The organism is Serratia sp. CY43202 (genome assembly GCF_052168755.1).
Taxonomy (GTDB): Bacteria; Pseudomonadota; Gammaproteobacteria; order Enterobacterales; family Enterobacteriaceae; genus Serratia; species Serratia bockelmannii.
Genome location: NZ_JBJNMB010000002.1, coordinates 669,353 through 691,330 on the forward strand (window position 1 = coordinate 669,353; position 21,978 = coordinate 691,330).

Genomic DNA, 21,978 nt, shown 5'->3' on the forward strand with positions numbered 1-21,978 from the left:
TAATAAACAGGGTTGCCATCATCACATTATTTTTTGCTATTTCAGAGAGCGGTTACGCTTATAGACAGTCTCGCATGGCATCCACCACCACACGGCCGCTCATGTCGGTTTGGGTGATGCGATAGCTGGTGGGATAAGAGCGGCGAGTGCTGAAACGATCGTGGACGGAGACCTTGCCAATCTGCAGGCCGGCGGCGTTTTTTACCACGAATTCACTGATCTCTTCCTGCCCCTGGTTTTGCAAATGGATATTGCTGATTTTTTCCAGCGTATCGCTGGCGTTTATTTTTAAATGGTCGCGTAACATAACTACCTCCTCGTAGTGAGAAAAGTATATGCCCCTAAAATTTGCGCTGAAACAGCTTTATGTTGATTTATTATTATCATTTTGAATTAAAAGTGATAGCAATATGTTAAGTCATAATAATAACGGCATTACCAGTGCTTTATCGGCGATATTGTCCGATTTATCGGCAATGGTTTATTTCATTACCGTTATTATTAGTCTGCATTAATCGGGAAAAGCGCCTGCCTGGCCGCCGGGGCGGGAAAGACGCAGGCGACGTTGTGCCCGCAGCCGGGAACGATCGTTAACCGATGCGGCTTATCCGGCGCCAGGTAACGCCGGTCATAGTCGGCATAGGCCAGGGCGCGCTGCAATCGATAGGGGCCCTGCAGCTGGGCGGCGCAGGATTTGTCGAGTATCCGATAGTAGGCGCCCGGCGCGGTGCCGGTATCCTCGGCGGCAGCCAGATAGGTGATATCGGCGGCGGCGTAACGCCGGCGCGCCGTGTCTGCGGGGCGCTGTAGATGAACGGGAAGCGCTTCCAGGCCGTATTTCCACTGGTTGGCCCGTGGACACTGGCCGGCGTTCAGCGTTTGCCAACGGAAGCGGCAGGTTGTTTCACTGCCGCAGCTTCCCCAGCTTGTGGGCTGAGGACGCAGATTCTCAAAGTAGAGCCAGCTGCCGGGATCGGCCACCACATAGCGCAGACGCACCCCGTTTGGCGGATGGGCAAAGCCGACATAGTGCTGCACGAACTGGGCGCCGGCGGAAAAACCGGCCACGGTTATCGACTGCAGCGATGGCCAGCGCCGTTTCAGATCGGCCAGCAGGTTATCCAGGGCGTTGAACGAACCGGTTTTCCCGCTATTATCCAAATCGCCTGCGATCCAGGAGCCGCAGCGCCACAGGGCATCGCCGTCTTGCGGTGACGGGAGCCCGGCGGAATGGCAATGAACGGCAAGTTTCTCCGGCACCTGGAACAGCGGGGCGACCAATAAGCCATTGTCTCCCGCTTCCTGCGCGGCATCGATCGCCGCTTGCAACGTCTTGGCGACATCGCGCGGGAGGCCGTGCATCACCACCAGTGCGGTGCGCGGCTGGCGGGAGCGAGCGTGAGCGACAAAATAAGGCAGTGAACCCGCCGCCGTCGGCGCGTGATAGGGCGTGGCGAGGCGTTCTAATACCGGCTCTGCACGAACCGATTGGCCGAACAGCAGCAGGGCGGCCATTGCGATGTAGCGCAGGCGGCGCATCCTCGTCAGGTTCGGCGCAGCGCAGTGCGCAGTTGTCTCAGGACTTCCCGGCATCGTTGTTCCTCACGCGCTCGTTGATAGTAGCGATAAAAGGCGCGTTCCGAACTGAGGTTACCCGCCAGCGCCAGTTGCCTGAAGATTAAGTATGTCAGACTGAGCATGATGATAATAAATATAAAGCCGGGGAACAGCAGCTGCCAGCCGTCGGTGATGCGCGCACCGGACATAAACACCAGCGACGGCGCGATAACCAGCACGCCAAGCTGCCGCAAGCCCCATTGCGCCAGCACAGGCATTAGCACCAACAGAGTGACGAATAGCAGGTATTTCAACAGATAGCGACAGGAAAGCAGCGAGCGTTTTAACGCACTGTCGGCGCGTCGTTGCAAAACGAAACCCTTGGACGTGGTGCGCAGGATCTGCTGTCGGCCGCCAGTAGGTCTGTAGCGCTCCAGCGCCGTTACGCCGTCCGGCAGTGCCAGCAATTGCTGCAACTCCGCCAGCCCGGCGGTTTTGCTACCGATGTAATCCCTAAACAGCAAGAGCTGCATGCGCTCACTGTGGGGCTTCTCGACGGATTCGAGTAGCTTGAGCAGCTTGTCATGGTTTTCCCGCCGAATACGAAATGGCGTTTTAACAACGGCGATAAACAGGGTGATAACGGTCAAACTGACTTTGAGAATATCTGCGGCGCTGATCTCAAACATGGGGGCTTCCTGTCGTTGCGATGTGTTCCCTAAGGCCAGAAGTATAGAGCACGTTTTTCACCTGGCGTGAAAACTGGCGTTACAGCTTGGCCTTTGATCTCCAAGGCGTTAAGGCTAGACTCAGCAACATAAGTAAGACTGAGGGGATAAATGAATGGATGTGATTGAGGGGAGCGAGCTGCAGATCGCCGATGCGGTTTACGCCTACCAGCTGGACGGCAAGGGCGGCGTCACGCCGATCGAGCAAGATGACAAGATCACCTGCGACGCGCCGTGCTGGCTGCATCTTGATTACGCGCACCCGGCCAGCGCCGAATGGCTGAGCACCACGCCGCTGCTGCCGGACTCGGTGCGCGAAGCGCTCTCCGGCGAAAGCTCTCGGCCACGTGTCAGCCGCCAGGGCGAAGGCACCATGATCACCTTGCGCAGCATCAACTTCAACGCCAACTCACGGCCGGACCAGTTGGTCACCATCCGTGTGTACATCACCGATAAACTGATTATCTCCACGCGGCACCGCAAGGTGTATTCCATCGATCAGGTGGTGAACGATTTGCAAAGCGGCGCCGGGCCGACCAACAGCGGCAACTGGCTGGTGGAGATTTCCGATGCGTTGACCGATCACACCAGCGAATTCATTGAGGATCTGCACGACAAGATTATCGATCTGGAGGACGCCTTGCTGGAACAGCAGGTGCCGGAGCGTGGTCAGCTGGCGTTGATCCGTAAACAGCTTATCGTGCTGCGCCGTTACATGGCGCCGCAGCGTGACGTTTTCGCACGGCTGGCCAGCGACCGCCTGCCGTGGATGAGCGACGACGATCGCCGCCGCATGCAGGACATCGCCGATCGCCTGGGGCGCGGGTTGGACGATCTGGACGGCAGCATCGCGCGCACCGCTATCTTGTCCGACGAAATCACCACAGTGATGGCCGACGCGATGAACCGCCGCACTTACACCATGTCATTGTTAGCGATGGTCTTTTTACCTACCACCTTCCTGACCGGGCTGTTTGGCGTCAACCTTGGCGGCATACCGGGCGGCGGCAACCCCTTCGGTTTCGCGGCATTTTGCCTGATGTTGGTCGGGTTGGTGCTTGGCGTCGCCTGGTGGCTGAAGCGCAGCCGCTGGCTGTAGGTGAAAATGACGAAAACCCGGTTAACATTGAGCAAAATCAACATTTAGCCGGGGGAAATGGGGCATGATCTCTCTCGCAGGTGAATGCAACGTCAAGCGATGGGCGTTGCGCTCCATAATTGTCTTACTTTCTTATTTTTGAATTACTGCATAGCACATTTGATTCGTACAATGCCGGTTTAATCACCGGCATTTTTTTATTCGGCTTCCCTTCTTCTTCAGGCCGCGCTTTCATCCCAGAAGCTGGCTTCAATCTTGTGCCCATCCAAATCCCGGACAAAGCAGCCGTAGTAAGCCTCACCGTAATGCGGCCGCGAACCGGGCGCGCCTTCATCGACGGCACCGGCCAGCAGCGCCTGGCGATGGAATTCATCCACCTGTTGCTTACTGGTGGCGAAAAAACCGACGTGCGTACCGTTGCCGGGTGAGGCCGGGCGGCCGTCGATCGGCACCTGCAGCCAAAACTCCGGGTAGTCGCGGCCGTAACCGATGGCGCCGGGATGCTCCAGCACCCGTCGGCATCCCAAGGCGGCCAGCGCACGATCGTAAAAGGCGGCGGCGGCCTCGAAATCGTTGGAGCCCAGCGAGATGTGGGACAGGCAGGGGGTAATATTCATTGCGCGATCTCCATATAACTGTATAAATAAACAGTATAGGGTAAAAACGGCACTGCCGAGTAAATTTTGCGCAAACTGTGAACAGGATCGAGATCGTCGAGAAAGGGAAATGTCGCCGCTCGCAGGATGGCAAGCGGCGAGGGGGCTTATTTGATTTCCAGCACGTTCAAACGTTCTGGCGCAGGTATCGCGTCGTCCGAGTCTTCCGGCTGCCAGCCGACCGGCTGCATCGGGATGTCTTCGCGATCGAAGGCCAAATCGCCGCCGTCTACCACGGCGCTCCCGTGGTGAATGCCCTTGAAATCGAACAGATTGATATCGCTCAGGTGCGAAGGCACCACGTTTTGCATGGCGCTGAACATGGTTTCCAGCCGGCCAGGATAGCGTTTGTCCCAGTCACGCAGCATATCGCCGATCACCTGGCGCTGCAGGTTAGGCTGCGAGCCGCACAGGTTGCATGGAATGATCGGGAACGCTTTGGCGATCGAGAAACGCTCGATGTCTTTCTCGCGGCAATAGGCCAGCGGGCGAATGACCACGTGCTTGCCGTCGTCGCTCATCAGTTTGGGCGGCATGCCTTTCATCTTGCCGCCGTAGAACATGTTGAGGAACAACGTCTGCAGAATGTCGTCACGGTGATGGCCCAGCGCGATCTTGGTGGCACCCAGTTCGGTGGCGGTGCGGTACAGAATGCCGCGGCGCAGGCGCGAGCACAGTGAACAGGTGGTTTTGCCTTCCGGGATCTTGTCTTTGACGATGCTGTAGGTGTTCTCTTCGACGATCTTGTATTCCACCCCCAGGCTTTCCAGGTAGGCAGGCAAAATATGCTCAGGGAAGCCGGGCTGTTTCTGATCGAGATTCACCGCGATCAGCGAGAAGTTGATCGGCGCGCTCTGCTGCAGGTTGCGCAGGATCTCCAGCATGGTGTAGCTGTCTTTACCGCCGGACAGGCAGACCATGATACGGTCGCCTTCTTCAATCATATTGAAATCGGCGATCGCTTCGCCCACGTTGCGGCGCAGGCGTTTTTGCAATTTATTCAGGTTGTACTGCTCTTTTTGGCTAACGGATTGCTTTTCTGACATTTAAATCGTGCTCATTCTCAATAGGGGGCACTAGGGGCATGGCGTTGTAGACCGCGAGTTTACCATTCAACCGGCCGATTTTGATCATTATTCATCATCCAGCTTCAACGCGCCCGACGCGAGGCCTGTATGGTACGGATTACGCGCAGGAATGCCAGCGGGTTTTATTGAGTCATCCCAACGATCTTCTTCGCGGCAGAAGGGGCGATGTGAATTACTCAGTATTGGGGCGAGCGAAAGCACGCAACGCGTCGTTTTCCAGACGGAAGTACTGTTTGGCCGTGACTTCGTCGGCGCCCAGCCGGCGATAGAAAAGCCCGGCGTTGGGGTTGGACTTTTCAGCTGTCCAGTCCAGACGGCTACAGCCATGTTCGAGCGCAATGGTTGCGATAAAACGCATCATTGCCTTGCCTACGCCCAACCCTCTGGCAGTGCGGCTGACGAACAGCTCTTTCATAAACATTTGACCGCTGAGCTTAGGGGCAGGGTGCATGATGCAAAAGGTACAAAATCCGCAGACCTTACCTTGTGACCAAGCACTGGCGACAGTAATACCTGAGTAGGGGCCAAACAGGGCGTTATTGAGGTAAGGGAGCACCTCTTGGCGTTTTATCACGTCGGGGCCGAAATAATATTCTTCCATTTCGATGATGATATCGACCAATGCTTCCGAATGGCTGCGATCTGAGATGATGATTTCCATGCGTTCTTTGGCTTCCTTTGGCTTCTGGCGCAATTGCAATGAGAATAGAAGGAAAAGCAACAGGGCGCGAATCGCTCGCGCCCTGAGGGAGGTTACTCAGCAGCGGACTTTTCCGCCTTACCGGCCAGCAGGCTGAGGAAATCGTATTTCTCCTTCAGCTCTTTCTCGGCGGCCTGATACAGCGCGCTGGCCACCTCCGGCTGCTGAGCGTTCAGGCGGCGGAAACGCTGTTCTTTCAGCAGCGTTTCCGACAGGTTGCTGTTTGGCGGCCGCGAATCCAACGCTAACGCGGCCTTGCCCTCGGCGCTGCGGCGCGGATCGAAGCGGTACAGCGGCCAGAAGCCGGTGGCGGTCAGCTGTTTCATCTGATCGTGGCTGAGCGCCAGATCGTAGCCGTGTTCTTCGCACGGGCTGTAGGCGATGATCAGCGACGGGCCCGGATAGGCCTCGGCCTCCTGAATCGCTTTCACCGTTTGGTTAAGCTGCGCCCCCAGCGAGATCTGCGCGACGTAGACATGGCCGTACATCATCATGCTGACGCCCAAATCTTTGCGCGCCTTGCGCTTGCCGTGTTCGCCGAACTTGGTCACCGCGCCAAGCGGTGTGGCTTTCGACTGCTGGCCGCCGGTGTTGGAGTAGCACTGGGTGTCGAGCACCAGCACGTTGACGTTCTCCGTCAGGCTGAGGACGTGATCCAACCCGCCGAAGCCGATGTCGTAGGCCCAGCCGTCCCCGCCGATCAGCCAGATGGATTTATCCACCAGGTAGTCGGCGTCGGCCGCCAGCTGGCGTGCGTCTTCACCTCCAATACTCGCCAGCAGCGTGCGCAGTTCGGCGATTTGCTTCCGGCGCGGCTCCGGTGCCACATCTTCCATCTGCAGGGCATTGACCAACTGCTCCGGCAGCTGCGGCGCCAGCGAATTCAGCAGGCGCAGCACCCGTGCGCGATGTTGATCGACCGTCAGGCGGAAGCCCAGGCCGAATTCGGCGTTGTCTTCGAACAGCGAGTTGGCCCACGCCGGCCCGCGCCCTTCGGCGTTGGTGGTGTAAGGCGTGGTCGGCAGATTGCCGCCGTAGATCGAGGAACAGCCGGTGGCGTTGGCGATCAGCAAACGGTCGCCATAGAGCTGGGTCAGCAGCTTGATGTACGGCGTTTCGCCGCAGCCGGAGCAGGCACCGGAGTATTCGAACAGCGGCGTGATCAGCTGCGAGGTGCGAATGTCGATGCGCTCCAGCTGCGCTGGATCGATTTCCGGCAGCTGCAGGAAGAAGTCGTAGTTGTCTTTTTCCGCCGTCAGATTATCGAGGCGCGAAGCCATGTTGATGGCCTTGATCTCTGGGTTCTGGCGATCTTTCGCCGGGCAGACCTCGACGCACAGGTTACAGCCGGTGCAATCTTCCGGCGCCACTTGCAGTACGTATTTCTGGCCGCGCATATCGCGTGATTTGACATCCAGAGACTGCAGGGAAGCGGGGGCGTGTTCCATCTCCGACGGCTGAACCACTTTGGCGCGAATGGCGGAGTGCGGGCAGGCGGCGACGCAGTGGTTGCACTGGGTGCACAGATCGGGCTGCCAGACCGGGATCTCTTCGGCGATGTTGCGCTTTTCCCACTGGGTGGTGCCCACCGGCCAGGTGCCGTCCGGCGGGAAGGCGGAAACCGGCAGCGCATCGCCCAGCCCGGCCAGCATCGCGGCGGTAACGGTTTTGACGAAGTCCGGCGCGGCGTCCGAGACCACCGGTGGGCGCATCGGGCTGCTGTCGTCGACCGGCTGCAGTGGAATTTCAATCAGTGCGCCACGGGTGGCGCCCAGCGCCTGCCAGTTGCGCTCGACGATCTCCTGGCCCTTGTTGCTATAGCTGCGCGCGATGGCATCCTGCAGCTGTTGCAGCGCCACGTCGCTCGGCAGGATCTGCGTCAGGTGGAAGAACGCCATCTGCATTACGGTGTTGATGCGCGCGCCGAGCCGGCATTCGCGCGCCAGCTTGGCGGCGTTGATGATATAGAAACGCGCCTGGCGTTGATGCAGCAGCGCCTGTACCTCCTGCGGCAAGCGTGACCAGACCTCGTCGGCGCCGTAAGGGGTATTGAGCAGGAAGGTACCGCCGGGTTTGAGACGTTCAACCATCTGATACTTATCGATAAACTGCAGCTGGTGGCAGCCGACGAAATCCGCCTGGCTGACCAGATAGGCCGAGTTGATCGGCTGCTCGCTGACGCGCAGATGCGACACCGTCAGGCCGCCGGCCTTTTTGGAGTCGTAGACGAAATAGCCCTGCGCATACAGCGGCGTGGCGTTGCCGATGATTTTGATGTTGTTCTTGGTGGCCGAGACCGAACCGTCGCTGCCCAAACCGTAGAACAGCGCTTCCAGCGAGGCGCGCTGCGGCAGGATTTCGTCGCTCAGCGGCAGTGAAAGCCCGGTGACATCATCGAAGATGCCGACGGTAAAGCGCGGGCGCGGCTGCGGCTGGGCCAGCTCGCGAAACACCGCCAGCGCACAGTCCGGGCCGAACTCTTTCGACGACAGGCCGTAACGGCCGCCGATCACCCGCGGCAGCGTGGCGCGCTCACCCCGGCTGTAGGCCTCCGCCAGCGCGGTCATCACGTCCAGATACAGCGGTTCGGCCAGCGCGCCCGGTTCTTTGGTGCGATCGAGCACCGCGACGTTGCGCACGCTGTCCGGCAGCGCGCCGAGCAGGTATTTGGCGGAGAACGGCCGGAACAACCGGACTTTCAGCACGCCGACTTTCTCGCCGCGGGCCAGCAGGGTGTCAATCACCTCTTCGCAGGTGCCGGCGGCGGATCCCATCACCACCACCACGCGCTCGGCCTGCGGGTGGCCGTAATAGTCGAACGGCCGATAGTGGCGGCCGGTGAGGGCGGCGAAGGCCGCCATGGCGTCGATCACGTGTTGGCCGGTGGCGTCATACCACGGGTTGGTGGCTTCGCGCGACTGGAAATAAGTGTCCGGGTTGGCGGAAGTGCCGCGCACCACCGGATGATCGGGCGACAGCGCCCGGCTGCGGTGAGCGTCGATCGCCGCCTGCGGCAGCATTTGCCGCAGCGTATCGTCGCTGAGCGGCACGATCTTGTTGATTTCGTGCGAGGTGCGGAACCCGTCGAAGAAGTGGATAAACGGCACGCGCGCGTTGAGAGTGGCGGTCTGTGAGATCAGCGCGAAGTCCTGCGCCTCCTGCACGTTGCTGGCGCACAGCATGGCGCAGCCGGTTTGGCGCACCGCCATCACGTCCGAATGGTCGCCGAAGATCGACAGCGCGTGTGTGGCTACGGTGCGGGCGGCGACGTGCAGCACGAACGGCGTCAGCTCTCCGGCCAGTTTGTACAGCGTCGGGATCATCAGCAGCAGACCCTGCGATGAAGTGAACGAAGTCGACAGTGCGCCGGTTTGCAAGGCGCCGTGCACGGTGGCGATCGCGCCGCCCTCAGACTGCATTTCCACCACCCGCGGAGTATCGCCCCAGATGTTTTGCCGGCCATCGCCTGACCAAGCGTCTGCTTGCTCCGCCATGGTGGAACTTGGCGTGATAGGGTAGATGGCAATCACTTCGTTGGTGCGATAGGCCACGGAAGCGACTGCGTTATTACCATCTGTAGTTATCATCGATATTACCTTTTCATTGCTCACAAAGCCGCGAAAGCACACTTTCGCAGTAATGGGAAAAAGTCTAACAGAGGGTTTGAACGTGGCTTTATCGCGTTTGTGTGGCGGGTGATAAATCGTCAATGGCGTATTTCCTCGCCGAATGAGATGCAGTGGCAATAAATTGTTTTGACCGTTTAAAGACAATTTATTTCCGGCGCGTCATAATTGCGCATCGGCAAACTGACAGAAGAAAATCATGAGCGCATTTATGTATTTGACGATGGCGATAGTCGCGGAAGTGATCGCCACCACCATGTTGAAAGCCTCCGAGGGCTTTACCCGCCTGTGGCCGTCGCTGCTGGTGGTGCTGGGTTACGGCGTGGCCTTTTGGGGGCTGTCGATGGTGGTCAAGAGCATGCCGCTGGGCATCGTGTATGCGATTTGGTCGGGTATGGGCATCGTGCTGGTGTCGATCGCCGCGGTATTCGTTTACCAGCAAAAATTGGATTGGCCAGCGATTGTCGGCATGGGATTAATTATTGCCGGCGTGCTGGTGATTAATTTACTGTCTAAAGCCTCGGTGCACTGAGTGTTATTTTAATGTGAAAAAAGGCCGGCGTGACAGCAAGTCGCGCCGGTTGAAGAATTCAGCCATCATTCACTGAAAATAGTGGAATGCTAATTACTTAGCGCCGCCAGCATAGACGCAAATATCGTCCTCTCCGGTAGCAAAAAATGCGTCGTCTCACTGAAAGCACGTGAAGATAATGAATACCGATATCGCGGGACAAATCTCTTCGTCAGCAGCGGTGACGTTATCACTTTCTTCGTGCGGCCGGGGCCAGGCACAGGGTGGCGCTGTCACGTTTGGCGTATCGCGCCGGGGCGGAAATATTCTGCAAACAAAATAAATGTCCGGCCGGTGCAAAAAAATGACAAATAATGGCTGGAATATATTTTCATTATTTATATATCGAGCTAGATTAAACAAGTTTGCATCAAAGATAGCGAAACGTGTCCGCTAAGTGACGCGCGTTATCAGCAATGGCGATTTTACACAGCGCAGTTCCGGGTTCAGGAGTGGGATAATGACGACATCAAAATGGTTGCTTGCCAGCGCCGTGCTGCTTTTAGCCGCCTGCAGCAGCAATAACGAAGAGCCAGTACAGCAGGGCAACAGTGCCAGAATCAATACGTTGCAGACCAGCGCCGGTTGCGCGGCGGTCGGCGGCGTTACTACCATCGCGCATAACCTGAACGGTGAAGCGCTGCGCATGTGCCAAATGCCGAATGGCAAGCAGTGCGAAGAACGCACGCTGGGCCTGGGCAGCTGCGCCGGGTAAGCCCGCAGCGACAGGCCCGGATCAATACACCCAGTCGCGCAGGGTATAAACCAGCGTGTGGCCGCTGCCGTTGAGCGTCAGTTGCTGCGCGTTCAGCATCACGTCGGCGCCGTTTTCGAGCACGGTGCCGATCACCTGATCCCAGCGGTTGCGCTGCTCATCAGGGCACAGCTTGCGCGTCGAGGCCAACGGTTTTACCGTCAGCACGCCGTCGCGTAACTGCCCCTGGCCGAAGAAGCGGTTGCACATTGCGCCGGAGACATGCAGGTTCTCGCCAAATTCCAAATTGAGCAGGCCGCCATCCGTTCGTGATTGTGCCGCTTCACCATCTACGCTCTGCAACACGAAGTTGTGATGCAACAGATCGCCGGGTGTGACGGTAGACTGTGGTTTCATGCTGCATCCCCCTAGGACCAGCGTCGTAAGGGCGGCCACCGTGGTTTTTCTCATTGCGTTCTCTCAAATAAACAGGGCGCCGCAAGGGCGCCCCGAAGTTACGCTCAGGCGTTCAGCTGGTTCGGGCAGGCTTCGCCGCGATCCAACAGGCTGATGTTCTGCAGCGTGGTTTGCGAAATGCTGGTCAGCGCCTCTTCGGTCAGGAAAGCCTGATGGCCGGTGAACAGCACGTTGTGGCAGGCCGACAGGCGGCGGAACACGTCATCCTGAATCACGTCGTTAGACTTGTCTTCAAAGAACAGATCGCGTTCGTTCTCGTAGACGTCCATCCCGAGCGCGCCGATTTTTTGCTGCTTCAACGCGTCGATGGCGGCGGTAGAGTCGATCAGCGCGCCGCGGCTGGTGTTGATCACCATTACGCCGTTTTTCATCATCGCGAAGGCGTCGGCATTCAGCAGATGGTGGTTTTCCGGCGTCAACGGGCAGTGCAGGGTAATCACGTCGGATTGCGCGTACAGCGTTTTCAGGTCGACATACTCCGCGCCCAGCGCCAGCGCCTGTTCGCTCGGGAACGGATCGTAGGCCAGCAGCTTCATGCCGAAGCCTTTCAAAATGCGCATCGTCGCCACGCCGATTTTACCGGTGCCGATCACGCCGGCGGTGCGGTTGTGCATGTTAAAACCGATCAGCCCTTCCAGCGAGAAGTTGGCGTCGCGAGTGCGTTGATAAGCGCGGTGAATACGGCGGTTCAGGCACATCATCATGCCTACCGCGTGTTCTGCCACGGCCTCCGGCGAGTAGGCCGGCACGCGCACCACCTTGATGCCCAGTTCTTTGGCGGCGTCCAGATCGACGTTATTAAAACCGGCGCAGCGCAGGGCGAGGATCTCGACGCCCAGTGCCGCCAGTTCTTCGAGCACTTCACGGCTGCCGTCGTCGTTGACGAAGATACACACCGCCTTGCAACCGGCGGCCGTTTTGGCGGTTTTTTTGCTGAGTAAAAAGTCGAAGAATTCCAGCTCATAGCCAAACTGCTGATTCACCAGTTCGAGATATTTACGGTCATACTGTTTGGTACTGTATATCGCCAATTTCATCGTGGTTTCTCCACCGTGATTTTGTGATCAATTTAACAGATTTTAGTAAATTCGACAATTGGTTAGCGGTTTGGCCAGCGTGGGGTTTGTTCGGTCAACCAGGAGGATGAAACCGGCCCGCATTGGGCCGGTTCACGCGATGTTAGCGAGCGATTTCCGTGTAATGATGCTCATCGTAGTCATGGGTCAAGTACCCGTTGACGGCATCGTTAAAGGCGACCCAATGCGGGGTTTTCTGGTGTGCCGAAAGCGCCGCCTTATCGTCCCAGTTTTCGATCAGCGCGTAGCTGTTTTCATCGTTCTGGCATTGCCAAAGCTGGTAAAAAGAGCAGCCGGTTTCTTTATTGGATTCCTGCACCATGGTGTTGAGCAGGCTGAGAAACGCGGGGCGTTTGGCCGGATTGACCTGAAAAAAGACATTGAGCGTGATCATGGTTTATTTCCTCAGTCGATAATGAAACTGGAATTTCCAGGTGGCAGCAATGTGCTGACTGCGAGGATTCTACGGACTTGATGGTTGACTAAAAGTGAAATAAAGTTCCGTTGCTATTCATTTTTGGTGAAGGCTTGTGATGTTGAAACGTGCTCAGTTGGTGACCTTTTGCATGGTGGTTGAGTCAGAGAGTCTCACGGCAGCGGCTGAGAGGCTGTTTTGCGTGCCCTCTAACGTGACCAAGAAATTAAAAGAGTTGGAAATGGCGTGTGGCGTTACGCTATTTGATCGTGAGCGCAATCGACTGTCGCTCACACCGGAAGGCCGGGCGCTTTACCATAAAGCCAAGCGCTTTTTGGCTATCGAAGAGCGGGCGCGAGCGCAGCTTGAACAGGATCCGGTGCAGGGTGAACTGAAGCTTGGCGCGCTGGATATCGCCTTGAGTCATCATCTGCCGCAAAAGTTGGCGCATTACCGTGCGCAGAACCGCCGCGTTCAGTTGAGTGTGGTGCAGGGTTATTCGCTGGATCTGGAGTTTCAATTGCAAAAAGGAACTCTGGACGTGGTGTTTTCAGATGGGCCGATAGAACATCCGCAGCTGCAGAGCCGGCGTGCTTTTCAGGAGCGTTTGGTCTTCATTGGCGGGGCGTATCAGCCAGCGTTGTTGGCAAAAAGCGATCTCTATGTTTATTCGCGTCAATGCCACTATCGCCATCTGGTGGACGCCTGGCTGCAAAAGCAGCAAGTGATCCCCGCCGCGCTGCTGGAGGTGGAATGCTATGACGTGATATTCGCCTGCGTAAGCGCGGGGTTGGGGTATGCGTTTGTCCCTGAGAGCCTGGCGCGACAGCGGGAGGTTGCGTATACCGAGTGCGGGAATGAAATGCGCAGCGATATTTATGCTATCTGGCGTAAAGCGAGCGACAGCCGCATAGTACAGGCTTTTATTGAGGCCGTGATTTGAAATTAGCGGCAAAAAAATCCCCACGGGGGTGTGGGGAATGGCTTCTCTAGTACACAGTTAGCTAGCAGCTAAACTTTTATTAGAATGGTTGCAAGACTATTAATCATCAACGGTAACGACAATAACAAAAGTCTGAAAACCGTCCTATTTATGTGATGTATATGTAACGAAAATCTACAACTTCGCACACGTTTGCGCTAAAAAGGTGCAAATCGCCTTTGCGACCCCGCTCAGCTTCACCCTATGTCAAATTCGTGCCATCATTATTGTCAATTCAGGCATAGACTTAACCAATGCCTAACTCAGGAACGAAGCAATCATTTAATGACCAGGCGATTGAAAGTATTCATAGGGACCGTGGCGGGCTGTGCAATTCTGGTGCTGGCGTTATGGCAAACTTTGCCGCGCTGGCTGCCGGGGGTGTTATCGCATTGGTTGCCGGCGGGAAGCCGACTTGAGTTACAGGGCAAGTTGCATTGGCGCCAAGGCGGCCTGGCGTTGCCGGGGGCACGTTTCACCGCGCAAGATTGCCTGCTGGCCAACGTCGGTCCGACGCGGCTGGCTTACCGCCAAGGCCGCTGGCAGCTGTCGAGCGATAAGGTCAGCGTCGATAGCGCCTGTTTATCAAAACTGCCGGGCGGCGACGCCAACAGCGCGCCGCTGGCGCTCGATCAATTGCAGCGGCAACTGCCGGCGCTGGATCTCACCATTAATGATCTGACGCTTATTCCCTGGCAGCGCTATGCCGGCAAGCTGCAGCTTTCCTCCGGCCCCGACGGGCAACGTCTGCATTATCGGGGACCGAATCTCAGCGCCGAGGCGCGGCTGGATGAAAAACAGCAGCTGACGTTGCAGAGTCTGACCGTCGTCCCGCCCAACAGCGCGCAACCGCTGCACCTAGCCGGTAAGATAACTCTCCCGCTGGATCTGGCCAGCCTCCCGAAGCAGGGCGCGTTGCAGGGTGAAATGCAGACGGCCTATCTGGAAAAACCGGTTTTGCTGGATATGCGCTGGCAACAGCAGCAGGGCGTGTTGACGGTGAGCGAGAAAGGCGACGATCGGCCGCTGGCGGTGCTGCCGTGGGAAGTGACCCCGCAGCGGGTCAGCATCAAGCAGGGCGAGTGGCGTTGGCCCTACAGCGGACAGCCGTTGAACGGCGGCCTCAGCATCGCGCTGCACGACTGGAGCAAGGGATTGGATGAAACGGAGATCAGCGCGCGGCTGAACGTGATCACCGCCGGCCACAACGGCAAGGGTAATGCGGTGCTCACCCTCGGGCCGGGCAAGGTGGGGTTGACCGACAGCGATCTGCGCTTCCAACTGACCGGGCAGGCCAATCTGGCCGATTTCTCCACCACCGCGTCGATCCCGGGCGTGATCGGCGGCAGCATTCTTAACCCGACGCTGGTTCTGCAGCCAGGTTCGCTGCTGCGTCTGTGGGGCAAAGTGACGCCGGAAATGACGCTGGAAGAGGCGCGTCTACCGCTGGCCGGCGTGAAGGTGACCGCCGCCGGCATCACCGGCCGCCTGCAGGCGATTTTGAGCGCCAGCGACAGTTATTGGGGGCGTTTCAAGCTGCACCTGGACGGCCAGGCGCAGGATTTCTGGCCGGACAAGGGCGACTGGCAGTGGCGTTACTGGGGCAACGGCCGGTTGCCGCCGCTGCAGGCCGCCTGGGACGTCGCCGGCAGCGGTCGTTGGCAGGACAGCGAGCTGGTGCTCGACAAGCTCTCCACCGGTTTCGACAAATTGAAGTACGGTCTGGTGACGGTCGCCGCGCCGCGCTTGAGCCTCAACCAGCCGCTGCGCTGGCAGCGTGATGAACAAAGCCCGCAGTTCAACGGCGAATTCCAGCTGGCGGCGGATAAGGTCAGCTTCAGCGACGGTGGCTATCTGCCGGCGCCGGTGCTGGCGCTGCAGGTGAACGGCCGTTCGCCGGACAGTTTCCAGATGCAGGGCAAGCTGCAGGCGCAACAGATCGGGCCGATCGCGCTGCGCGGCCGTTGGGACGGCGAACGTCTGCGCGGCGAAGGCTGGTGGCCGAAACAGTCGCTGAAGGTCTTCCAACCGCTGTTGGCACCGGATCTCAATCTCACGCTGCGCGACGGCGAGTTTTACGCGCAGTCGGCGTTTTCCGCCGCCCGTGAACAAGGGTTCGAGGCCGGTGGCCACTGGGTGGTGAAAAACGGCGGCATGTGGCTGAAAGACGGCGAAATGAGCGGCCTGGATTTCATCCTGTCGTACCGTTTCAAGCAGCATCACTGGCAATTGGGAGCTAAACAGCCGGTATCGCTGCGCATCAAGTCTTTCACCAACCTGTTCGAGATGCAGAACATTTCCGCCGATCTGCAGGGCACCTATCCTTATAGCGAAGGGCAGCCGCTGACGTTGAGCAACGTCGGCGTGGACATGCTCAACGGGCATATCAGCCTGTCGGCGCTGCGGTTGCCGCAGCATGACGCCGCGGTACTGAAGCTGGATAAGGTCGATCTCAGCGCGCTGTTTACCGCCCTGAAACCGAAGCAGTTCGCCATGTCCGGCCGGGTCGACGGCGAGCTGCCGCTGTTCCTGAACCATCCGAAGTGGTTGGTGCAAAACGGCTGGATCGCCAACGCCGGCACCTTGACGCTGCGCCTGGACAAAGACATGGCCGACGCCATCGGCAGCAATAACCTGGCGACCGGCGCGGCGATCGACTGGCTGCGCTACATGGAAATCAACCGTTCGCATGCCCGGGTCGATCTCGACAACCTGGGCGAGTTGACGCTGAGCGCGCGCATCGACGGTATCAACCCGCAGAAAAGCGCCAAGCGCGAGGTGATCCTGAACTATCGCCATCAGGAAAACGTGTTTCAGCTGTGGCGCAGTTTGCGCTTCGGCGACAATTTACAGGAGTGGCTGGAGCAGGCCCTCTCACAACCTGGGGAGCAACAATGAAAATCATGAGTGTGTCGACGCTGGCAGCGGTGCTGTGCGTTTCGCTGCTGAGCGGCTGCGTGCCGCGCATCGAGGTGGCGACGCCGAAGGATCCGATCACCATCAATATGAACGTCAAGATCGAGCATGAAATTCATATCAAGGTGGATAAGGACGTCGAAAACCTGCTGAAAACCCAAAGCGGTCTGTTCTAGGAGCCGACATGAAAAAACGTTATTTGTGGCTGGCCGGCGCCGCCTGGTTGTTCAGTGGCATGGCGATGGCGTTGACGCTGGATGAGGCGAAGCAGCAAGGGCGGGTAGGTGAAACCCTGAGCGGCTACATCGCGCCGGTGAAGCAGGACGCGGAAACCCTGGCGCTGGTGAAACGCATCAACGTCGGCCGCGCCGAGAAGTATCAGGAAGTGGCGAACGGCAACCATATCGCCGTCGACGAAGTGGCGCGCATGGCCGGGCAGAAGCTGGTGACGCGGGCGCAGAGCGGCGAGTATGTGCGCGGCATCAACGGGCAGTGGCTGAAGAAATAAAAAAAGCGCGCCGTCTGGCGCGCCAAAAGATACGGATAGATGATTATTATGAGGGTAGTGCAGGTTTGACAGGACTTGCTTCTTGTCCGGCAGGGGCTCGGCGCCCCTGCGCAGGGTCTTAGGCAGCAACCACCTGAGACAGGGCCGCCTTGGCGTCTTCCTGTGCTTTGGTCGCCACTTCCGGGCCATAGGCGATGCCTTCCGCGAAGACGAACTCCACGTCGGTGATGCCGATGAAGCCCAGGAACAGACGCAGGTAAGGTTCTACCAGGTCGGTCGGGGTGCCTTTATGGATGCCGCCGCGGCTGGTCAGGATCACGGCGCGTTTGTTTTTTACCAGGCCTTCCGGACCGTTTTCGGTGTAACGGAAGGTCACGCCGGCGCGGGCAACCAGGTCGAAATAGTTTTTCAACTGGGTCGGAATGTTGAAGTTGTACATCGGTGCGGCAATCACGATGACGTCATTGGCCTGCAGCTCGGCGATCAGCTCGTCCGACAGGGCCAGCGCTTCTTGTTGACGTGGAGTCAACGGAGCATCGGAAGGACGCAGCGCGCCGACCAGTTCACCGTCCAGCACCGGGATTGGCTGTGCGGCCAGATCGCGCACGGTGATGGTGTCGCCGCTGTGGGCGTTGCTCCATTGCTCTACGAAGAAATCGGCCAGTTGGTTAGACTGAGAGTAGGTCGCCAGGATGCTTGATTTCAGAACCAATACGTTGCTCATCGATAATTCCTTACGTTGTGACAGTGACATCAGGACTCAGCGTCCCTTGCATGAAGTACATGCTATTCACATTCCCCCAACAGTGATAGCGCAATATTTCGAGATCTCCGTTCAATTTTATTGAATGACATGGCGACGCTTTACTCGCGGAAGTAGGGGGAGAAAGCCGTTTGTGATAGGCTGTGCGGCTAAAGCAAAAAAATCGCTAAAAAAACATTAAACCGTTGCCAAGCCTGGCCTTGGCGGCGAAGAAACAAGGAACACCGAACGTGAAATCTCCGCTCGAGGCACTGCCGGCCCAACTGGGCGAGCTGATGCTCCGCGATCAACAACGCCTGCGTCGTCGCCTGCAGGGCGCACGAAAAATCAAAAATCCCGATGCCCAGCTGGCGGTCGCCGCCGACGTGGAAAGCGACATCGCGACGGCGCGGCAAAAAGTGCAGGCGCGCGCCGCGTCTTGCCCGCGCATTACCTATCCGGAAAGCCTGCCGGTCAGCCAGAAAAAGCAGGACATCTTAAATGCTGTCCGCGACCACCAGGTGGTGATCGTCGCCGGGGAGACCGGCTCGGGAAAAACCACCCAGTTGCCGAAGATCTGTCTGGAGCTGGGGCGTGGGGTGAAAGGGCTGATCGGCCATACCCAGCCGCGCCGCCTGGCGGCGCGCACCGTCGCCAACCGCATCGCCGACGAGCTGGAAACCCCGCTCGGCGGCAGCGTCGGCTACAAGGTGCGCTTCAACGATCAGGTGGGGGAAAACACCCTGGTCAAGTTGATGACTGACGGTATCTTGCTGGCGGAGATACAGCAGGATCGCCTGCTGATGCAGTACGACACGTTGATCATCGATGAAGCGCACGAGCGCAGCCTGAATATCGACTTTATTCTCGGCTACCTGCGCGAACTGCTGCCGAAGCGCCCGGATCTCAAGGTGATCATCACCTCGGCGACCATCGATCCGCAGCGTTTCTCGCGCCACTTCAACAATGCGCCGATCATCGAGGTTTCCGGCCGCACCTACCCGGTGGAGGTGCGTTACCGCCCGGTGGTGGACGACGGCGATGATACCGACCGCGACCAGCTGCAGGCGATTTTCGATGCGGTGGACGAGCTTGGGCGCGAAGGGCCGGGCGACATTCTGATCTTCATGAGCGGCGAGCGCGAGATCCGCGATACCGCCGACGCTTTGAACCGCCTCAATTTGCCGCACACCGAGGTGCTGCCGCTGTATGCGCGCCTGTCGAACAGCGAGCAGAACCGGGTTTTCCAGTCGCACCACGGCCGCCGCATCGTGCTGGCCACCAACGTGGCGGAAACCTCGCTGACGGTGCCGGGCATCAAATACGTCATCGATCCGGGCACCGCGCGCATCAGCCGCTACAGCTTCCGCACCAAGGTGCAGCGCCTGCCGATCGAGCCGGTGTCGCAGGCCTCCGCCAACCAGCGTAAAGGGCGCTGTGGCCGCGTGTCGGAGGGCGTGTGCATCCGTCTGTACTCTGAACAGGATTTCCTCTCGCGGCCGGCGTTTACCGATCCGGAAATTTTGCGCACCAACCTGGCGTCGGTCATTCTGCAGATGACCTCGCTGGGGCTGGGCGACATCGCCGCGTTTCCGTTTGTCGAGGCGCCGGACAAGCGCAACATTCAGGATGGCGTGCGCCTGCTGGAAGAGCTGGGGGCGATCACCACCGCCGATAACGGCCACTATCAGCTGACGCCGCAGGGCCGGCAGCTGGCGCAGTTGCCGATCGACCCGCGTCTGGCGCGCATGGTGTTGGAAGCGCAGAAGAGCGGCAGCGTGCGCGAGGTGATGATCATTACCGCCGCGCTGTCGATTCAGGATCCGCGCGAGCGCCCAATGGATAAGCAGCAGGCCTCGGATGAAAAACACCGCCGTTTTGCCGACAAAGACTCGGACTTCCTGGCGTTCGTCAACCTGTGGGATTATCTGCAGGAGCAGCAAAAGGCGAACTCTTCCAGTCAGTTCCGCCGGCTGTGCCGCAACGATTTTCTCAACTACCTGCGGGTGCGCGAGTGGCAGGATATCTATACCCAACTGCGCCAGGTGGTGAAAGAACTGGGGCTGCCGATCAACAGCACGCCTTCCGATTATCGCAGCGTCCACACCGCGCTGCTGACCGGCCTGCTGTCGCACATCGGCCAGAAGGATACGGACAAGCAGGAATTTACCGGCGCGCGCAACGCCCGCTTCTCGATCTTCCCCGGCTCCGGCCTGTTCAAGAAGCCACCGAAGTGGACCATGGTGGCCGAACTGGTGGAAACCAGCCGCCTGTGGGGACGCATCGCCGCGCGCATCGAACCGGAATGGATCGAGCCGCTGGCTCAGCACTTGGTGAAACACAGCTACAGCGAACCGCACTGGTCGAAGTCGCAGGGGGCGGTGATGGCCAGCGAAAAGGTCACGCTGTTTGGTCTGCCGATCGTTGCGGCGCGCCAGGTCAACTACGGCGCCATCGATCCGCTGCTGTGCCGTGAGCTGTTTATCCGCCATGCGCTGGTAGAGGGAGACTGGCAGACGCGCCACGCCTTCTTCCGCGAAAACCAAAAGCTGCGCGCCGAGGTGGAAGAACTGGAGCATAAATCGCGCCGCCGCGACATTCTGGTGGATGACGAAATGCTGTTCGGCTTCTACGATCGCCGCATCCCCAACGACGTGGTGTCCGGCCGTCATTTCGACAGCTGGTGGAAGAGCGCGGCCAAGCAGCAGCCGGATCTGCTGAACTTCGAAAAAGAGATGCTGATCAAAGACGGCGCCAACAAGATCAGCGCGCTGGATTACCCGAACTTCTGGCATCAGGGCAACCTCAAGCTGCGGCTGAGCTACCAGTTTGAACCGGGCACCGACGCTGACGGCGTGACGGTGCACATCCCGCTGCCGATCCTCAACCAGGTGGAGGAGCAGGGCTTCGAATGGCAGATCCCCGGCATCCGCCGTGAGCTGGTGATTGCGCTGATCAAGTCGCTGCCGAAACCGGTGCGTCGCAACTTCGTGCCGGCACCGAACTACGCCGAGGCGTTCCTTGGCCGCGTAACGGCGCTGGAATTGCCGCTGCTGGACGCGCTGGAGCGCGAGCTGCGGCGCATGACTGGCGTGACCGTGTCACGTGATGACTGGCAGTGGGATCAGGTGCCCGATCATCTGAAGATGACCTTCCGCGTGGTGGGCGAGAAAAACCAGACGCTGCGCGAAGGCAAAGATCTGGCCGCCTTGCGCCTGCAGTTGAAAGAGAAGGTGCAGGAGACGCTGTCGGCGGTGGCCGATGACGGACTGGAGCAGAGTAACCTGCATGTCTGGAGCTTTGGCCAATTGCCGGCGTTTTACGAGCAGAAGCGCGGCGGCTATTCGATGAAGGCATACCCGGCGCTGGTGGATGAAAAGGACAGCGTGGCGATCCGCCTGTTCGACAGCGAAAGCGAGCAGCAACAGGCGATGTGGCAGGGCACGCGTCGCCTGCTGTTGTTGAATATTCCTTCACCGATCAAATACCTGCATGAGAAACTGCCGAACAAAGCCAAGCTGGGGCTCTATTTCAACCCGTACGGCAAGGTGCTGGAGCTGATCGACGACTGCATATCGTGCGGCATCGACAAGCTGATCGCCGAACACGGCGGCCCGGTCTGGCAAGAAGCAGACTTTGCACGGCTGCAGGAGCAGATCCGCGCCGAGCTGAACGACACGGTCGTCGAGGTGGCCAAGCAGGTTGAACAGATCCTGACGGCGGTCTTCAACATCAACAAACGGCTGAAAGGCCGGGTGGACATGTCGTTGGCGCTGGCGCTGTCGGACATCAAGACCCAGCTCGGCGGGCTGGTTTACCGCGGCTTCGTGACTGGCAACGGATGGAAGCGCCTGCCGGATACGCTGCGCTACCTGCAGGCGATCGAGCGGCGGTTGGAAAAACTGGCTATTGATCCGCACCGCGATCGCGCGCAGATGTTGCGGGTGGAGCAGGTGCAGCAGGCCTGGCAGCAGTGGCTGAACAAGCTGCCGCCGAAGCGACAGCAGGAGGAAGAAGTAAAAGCGGTGCGCTGGATGATAGAAGAGCTGCGCGTCAGCCTGTTCGCACAACAGTTGGGCACGCCTTACCCGATCTCCGATAAGCGCATTTTGCAAACTATCGAGCAGCTTTCGAGCTAAGCTC

General features: G+C 58.7%; 20 protein-coding genes. 9 read left to right on the forward strand and 11 right to left on the reverse strand.

What is annotated here, in order from left to right:
- Window positions 1-58: 58 nt before the first annotated feature.
- The 3 genes from ACJ8J5_RS05000 to ACJ8J5_RS05010 form a co-directional block, all read right to left on the reverse strand.
- Complete coding sequence (locus tag ACJ8J5_RS05000) at window positions 59-307, reverse strand: hypothetical protein (protein ID WP_004930507.1); 249 nt, start codon at window positions 305-307, stop codon at window positions 59-61.
- A gap of 194 nt (window positions 308-501) precedes the next feature.
- A complete protein-coding gene (locus tag ACJ8J5_RS05005) occupies window positions 502-1,593 on the reverse strand; it encodes a hypothetical protein (RefSeq protein WP_414104459.1) in 1,092 nt (363 codons plus the stop codon).
- Window positions 1,545-2,246 carry a hypothetical protein gene (locus tag ACJ8J5_RS05010; protein WP_197810815.1) on the reverse strand — a complete coding sequence of 234 codons (702 nt, stop codon included), beginning with the start codon at window positions 2,244-2,246 and terminating at the stop codon, window positions 1,545-1,547. Before ACJ8J5_RS05010 ends, ACJ8J5_RS05005 begins: the two co-directional genes overlap by 49 nt.
- 154 nt (window positions 2,247-2,400) lie before the next feature.
- On the opposite strand from ACJ8J5_RS05010, the gene zntB reads away from it, so the two are divergent.
- Window positions 2,401-3,384 (forward strand): zinc transporter ZntB, encoded by a 984-nt coding sequence (zntB, locus tag ACJ8J5_RS05015; RefSeq protein ID WP_025302990.1) that lies wholly within the window; start codon window positions 2,401-2,403, stop codon window positions 3,382-3,384.
- A 218-nt stretch (window positions 3,385-3,602) separates the two neighbouring features.
- On the opposite strand, the gene ACJ8J5_RS05020 is transcribed toward zntB, so the two are convergent.
- From ACJ8J5_RS05020 to nifJ, 4 genes are all read right to left on the reverse strand, one after another.
- Window positions 3,603-4,001 carry a VOC family protein gene (locus ACJ8J5_RS05020; protein ID WP_025302989.1) on the reverse strand — a complete coding sequence of 133 codons (399 nt, stop codon included), beginning with the start codon at window positions 3,999-4,001 and terminating at the stop codon, window positions 3,603-3,605.
- Window positions 4,002-4,147: 146 nt separating this feature from the next.
- Window positions 4,148-5,086 carry a tRNA 2-thiocytidine(32) synthetase TtcA gene (gene ttcA / locus ACJ8J5_RS05025; RefSeq protein WP_025302988.1) on the reverse strand — a complete coding sequence of 313 codons (939 nt, stop codon included), beginning with the start codon at window positions 5,084-5,086 and terminating at the stop codon, window positions 4,148-4,150.
- Window positions 5,087-5,300: 214 nt separating this feature from the next.
- Window positions 5,301-5,789, reverse strand: a complete 489-nt coding sequence (locus tag ACJ8J5_RS05030; RefSeq protein WP_197780405.1) for a GNAT family N-acetyltransferase — start codon at window positions 5,787-5,789, stop codon at window positions 5,301-5,303.
- Window positions 5,790-5,881: 92 nt separating this feature from the next.
- Window positions 5,882-9,415 (reverse strand): pyruvate:ferredoxin (flavodoxin) oxidoreductase, encoded by a 3,534-nt coding sequence (nifJ, locus tag ACJ8J5_RS05035; RefSeq protein WP_414104460.1) that lies wholly within the window; start codon window positions 9,413-9,415, stop codon window positions 5,882-5,884.
- 238 nt (window positions 9,416-9,653) lie between these two features.
- Here nifJ and ssmE point away from each other — a divergent pair, with 238 nt between their 5' ends.
- Both ssmE and ACJ8J5_RS05045 read left to right on the forward strand, forming a co-directional pair.
- Complete coding sequence (ssmE, locus tag ACJ8J5_RS05040; RefSeq protein WP_025302985.1) at window positions 9,654-9,986, forward strand: multidrug efflux SMR transporter SsmE; 333 nt, start codon at window positions 9,654-9,656, stop codon at window positions 9,984-9,986.
- A gap of 499 nt (window positions 9,987-10,485) precedes the next feature.
- Window positions 10,486-10,740 carry a DUF333 domain-containing protein gene (locus ACJ8J5_RS05045; protein ID WP_015377999.1) on the forward strand — a complete coding sequence of 85 codons (255 nt, stop codon included), beginning with the start codon at window positions 10,486-10,488 and terminating at the stop codon, window positions 10,738-10,740.
- Between the two features lie 21 nt (window positions 10,741-10,761).
- Here the strand turns inward: ACJ8J5_RS05045 and hslJ are convergent, their stop codons facing one another.
- The 3 genes from hslJ to ACJ8J5_RS05060 form a co-directional block, all read right to left on the reverse strand.
- Window positions 10,762-11,190: a heat shock protein HslJ gene (gene hslJ, locus ACJ8J5_RS05050; protein ID WP_043143628.1), complete on the reverse strand. Its 429-nt coding sequence runs from the start codon at window positions 11,188-11,190 to the stop codon at window positions 10,762-10,764.
- A 50-nt stretch (window positions 11,191-11,240) separates the two neighbouring features.
- The gene (locus ACJ8J5_RS05055; RefSeq protein ID WP_025302983.1) at window positions 11,241-12,233 is read right to left on the reverse strand and encodes a 2-hydroxyacid dehydrogenase; all 993 of its coding nucleotides are present in this window, start codon (window positions 12,231-12,233) and stop codon (window positions 11,241-11,243) included.
- Between the two features lie 142 nt (window positions 12,234-12,375).
- Window positions 12,376-12,666, reverse strand: a complete 291-nt coding sequence (locus ACJ8J5_RS05060) for a putative quinol monooxygenase (RefSeq protein WP_025302982.1) — start codon at window positions 12,664-12,666, stop codon at window positions 12,376-12,378.
- Between the two features lie 139 nt (window positions 12,667-12,805).
- Here ACJ8J5_RS05060 and ACJ8J5_RS05065 point away from each other — a divergent pair, with 139 nt between their 5' ends.
- The 5 genes from ACJ8J5_RS05065 (at window position 12,806) to ACJ8J5_RS05085 (ending at window position 17,215) form a co-directional block, all read left to right on the forward strand.
- Window positions 12,806-13,630, forward strand: a complete 825-nt coding sequence (locus tag ACJ8J5_RS05065; RefSeq protein WP_080287156.1) for a LysR family transcriptional regulator — start codon at window positions 12,806-12,808, stop codon at window positions 13,628-13,630.
- A 324-nt stretch (window positions 13,631-13,954) separates the two neighbouring features.
- Window positions 13,955-16,567 (forward strand): YdbH family protein, encoded by a 2,613-nt coding sequence (locus ACJ8J5_RS05070; RefSeq protein ID WP_197758787.1) that lies wholly within the window; start codon window positions 13,955-13,957, stop codon window positions 16,565-16,567.
- Window positions 16,564-16,761 (forward strand): YnbE family lipoprotein, encoded by a 198-nt coding sequence (locus tag ACJ8J5_RS05075; RefSeq protein ID WP_025302979.1) that lies wholly within the window; start codon window positions 16,564-16,566, stop codon window positions 16,759-16,761. The genes ACJ8J5_RS05070 and ACJ8J5_RS05075 overlap by 4 nt, the downstream gene beginning before the upstream one ends.
- Before the next feature lie 8 nt (window positions 16,762-16,769).
- Window positions 16,770-17,093 (forward strand): YdbL family protein, encoded by a 324-nt coding sequence (locus ACJ8J5_RS05080; RefSeq protein ID WP_308369724.1) that lies wholly within the window; start codon window positions 16,770-16,772, stop codon window positions 17,091-17,093.
- Entirely contained in the window at window positions 17,078-17,215 is a 138-nt protein-coding gene (locus ACJ8J5_RS05085; RefSeq protein ID WP_127145959.1) for a hypothetical protein, read from the forward strand. The genes ACJ8J5_RS05080 and ACJ8J5_RS05085 overlap by 16 nt, the downstream gene beginning before the upstream one ends.
- Here the strand turns inward: ACJ8J5_RS05085 and azoR are convergent.
- Window positions 17,212-17,817, reverse strand: coding sequence for an FMN-dependent NADH-azoreductase (azoR, locus tag ACJ8J5_RS05090; RefSeq protein ID WP_015377994.1), 606 nt, complete (start codon window positions 17,815-17,817; stop codon window positions 17,212-17,214). The genes ACJ8J5_RS05085 and azoR overlap by 4 nt on opposite strands.
- A 269-nt stretch (window positions 17,818-18,086) precedes the next feature.
- Here azoR and hrpA point away from each other — a divergent pair, with 269 nt between their 5' ends.
- On the forward strand, window positions 18,087-21,974 hold the full coding sequence (gene hrpA / locus ACJ8J5_RS05095) for an ATP-dependent RNA helicase HrpA (RefSeq protein ID WP_072070378.1): 3,888 nt from the start codon (window positions 18,087-18,089) through the stop codon (window positions 21,972-21,974).
- Window positions 21,975-21,978 lie beyond the last annotated feature (4 nt).